Annotated in this window: 3 protein-coding genes; all 3 read right to left on the reverse strand. The window is 41.5% G+C overall.

Features of this window, described 5'->3' with window-relative positions:
• Positions 1 to 365, reverse strand: a 365-nt coding sequence (locus tag RMO27_RS07230) for a type I CRISPR-associated protein Cas7 (protein ID WP_309730958.1), incomplete at its 3' end; no start/stop codon positions are given.
• Between the two features lie 83 nt (positions 366 to 448).
• Positions 449 to 2,233, reverse strand: a complete 1,785-nt coding sequence (cas8c, locus tag RMO27_RS07235; RefSeq protein ID WP_309730959.1) for a type I-C CRISPR-associated protein Cas8c/Csd1 — start codon at positions 2,231 to 2,233, stop codon at positions 449 to 451.
• Positions 2,220 to 2,615, reverse strand: a 396-nt coding sequence (locus RMO27_RS07240; RefSeq protein ID WP_309730960.1) for a type I-E CRISPR-associated protein Cas5/CasD, incomplete at its 5' end; no start/stop codon positions are given. The genes cas8c and RMO27_RS07240, both read right to left, overlap by 14 nt.

Consider the following 2,615-nt stretch of genomic DNA (forward strand, 5'->3'; position numbering starts at 1 on the left):
CCAAACATCCGAATATCAAAGAAATTTTCACACATCCAATCTCGTGTTTTATTAACATCTTCACGTTTCTGTTTTGTTCCCGTAGACTTAATTCCTAAGTCTGCATAGGCACGAGCATTCATATCATTAAGGGCAATCCCCCGATCTTGAACATAGATTTTGGTAGTTTTCTCTTCTCCATAGAAGATATCGATGAAATTACGAATTTTTCGTTTTAGACATACATCAGTTACTAACCCGTGCATAGTCTCTGGATCTGTACGGGGTAAGTTCCCACCATCTGGATCGCCATTTGGATTGCCGTTTTCGACATCAAACAGCATGACAAAATCGTGACGAAATTCTGGATTGAGATGATTAGACATGATTAAATAATTGATGATTAACAGTTGATAATTGGAAAATACGGTAGGGTGTGTTATCGCGTAGCGTAACGCACCATCGGGCTTTACTCGGCAACAGCATCTTCAGCATGTGTAGAAGTACTCGCTTTCTTCGCAGCCGCACCATCTTTTGCTTGTTTGCGATTGTGTGCCCGTTGGTGGTAATAACCGAGGGCAAAAATGCTCTGCTGAACCATATTTAGAGTGGTAGGAAACTTCCCATCTTCTGGTGAAATATTGCAGAGAATATCCTCCATTTGTTGTTGGAGAGCCTCATAAGTACCCCGCTTATCTTTCCGAATTCGGGCGAGGTGAGGTTGAGCATCCTCGACTAATTTACCTAAGACTTTACCTGGAGTTGCCGAAGCTGCCCCATAAAAGCGATCGATCAATGTTGCATTGACATCTCTGCCTAATGCTTGAATTTGAATTTGTTCGAGTTGGGCTAATAATCGACCACAATAATAAGCGGCTCGATCTAGTTGCTCAGTAAATTGAGGGTCTTCATTTAAGCTATTCATATTTATCATTTGGTTGGGATACTGAGTTGTCAAAACTAATTTGATGAGAGTGGCGCGATCTCGATTGATATCTCTATCTGCCCGATTACGGCGCACGAGTTGAGCGAGTAATTCTTGAGGTAATTTACCCCCTTGAATTGCCACTCGAATTAATTGCGTAGAAATTCGAGCTATGTCTTCTTTCTTGGCATCTCGATACAGACATTTGGATAGGCGATAAATGCTCAGATATTTCCGTTTATCATTTTCTTCGCCCCAAGTATCGACCAGCTCTTGATCGTCAAACCACTTAATTAGATTTTCGATGGCTTTGTCGAGAGCGATGTCAATATAATCGCGGACAACTACCCGCGCCCCACTAGCAGACAGAGCGACAGCATAGTAACGATTGGTTTGCAAACTAGCTAATCTTCGTTCGCCTTGAAGAGCCTTAACTAAAACGCCTCTAATCGTTTTCGGTTGGTCATTTTTCCAGATTGCTGATTTAGCTCTAGTCGGGTTCTGCGTCCAAAACACAAACGCCACATTATTATTAAGAATGAATTTAGAATCATCATTACTCAATAGATAATTGAGAGCCTTGGCAAATCCTTCACCAGCTTCTCGACAAATGGGTGAAGTCAGGGAGTTTTTCAAGCCATAGGAAGTGAAAGGCAGTGCATTAGCAGAAACTAAAGCAGTTCCAGAAGTTTGTCCGTTAGGAACGCCTTTAATGACGACTGGCAAACGTTCTTCTACCAAACGTTCTCGATTGGTAACTAAACAAGTCATCATTGATTGTTGACTGCCTTCGCCATTCTCACCAGATACATGTCTCGACCAGAATGATTCGATCGCAGTTAAGCCAGCTTTGCTATCAGCAGGGATAATAGTATTACCATCGGGATAATTAACACAAAAAGTTGCTACTTGAGAGGGTTCTATTTTTTTCTCAATTAACTTTTTGCAGTCTCGTTCTGGATTCCAGTTACTCAGAAATTTAGCTACAGCTAGAATGCTACTTTCCTGTGTATATTCAGCACAATTATTCACTAATTCCTTAAACTGGCGATGGCGTTCGATTACCTTATCAGTTGGTGTATCGGGTTCGGCATAACCAAATACATAATCGCATTTATCAGCCAATAATTTTGGTTTGATACCCGAAGATCTTTTACAATCTGGTAGCATTCGCTTTTCACGATCAGCTAATTCGTCAAAACCAATTAAATTACCTTCGAGATCGATATTAACTATCCACTTAAGGGGAACATTATTATAACCTTCGATCGGTAGTTTAGCTTTGATGTCCTTACGTTGTGAGAGTTCATACAGTCTAGTTAGTAGCATGATCTACCTCTACTAAACTGCCGTTACTAGGTACTTTCAATACCCCGTTGTCTAGCTTTGCCTCAAAGAATTTTGGTTTAGCATTTCCTTTCGTCACCTTCGCTCCACTAGCATCATGACTGAGGTAAGTCATCGAGCCGTCAATAGCTTCAGTAATTTCTAAATCGAACAACATTAAACCCAAATCCGAACTATCCTCGATCGGTTGTTCCGAGCCATCCGATTCGCTAAAGTAAGCACTAAACTCTCGCGTACCCAGATAGGGTTGATGGTGACATTGCCCTTTGGCTAACCGCCGCCGAAATTGATCGCGGTATTTAGCCGGATGAGCATCTGCATGGGGTTTTAACTGGATATCGGCTTTGATAATGTAATCGACATC

The sequence above is a fragment of the Chamaesiphon sp. OTE_75_metabat_556 genome (genome assembly GCF_031378165.1).
Classification (GTDB): Bacteria; Cyanobacteriota; Cyanobacteriia; order Cyanobacteriales; family Chamaesiphonaceae; genus Chamaesiphon.

Bases quoted from the DNA above. Each gene is read 5' to 3' on its own strand.
- cas8c (WP_309730959.1), bottom strand. From the start codon at position 2,233: ATGCTACTAACTAGACTGTATGAACTCTCACAACGTAAGGACATCAAA.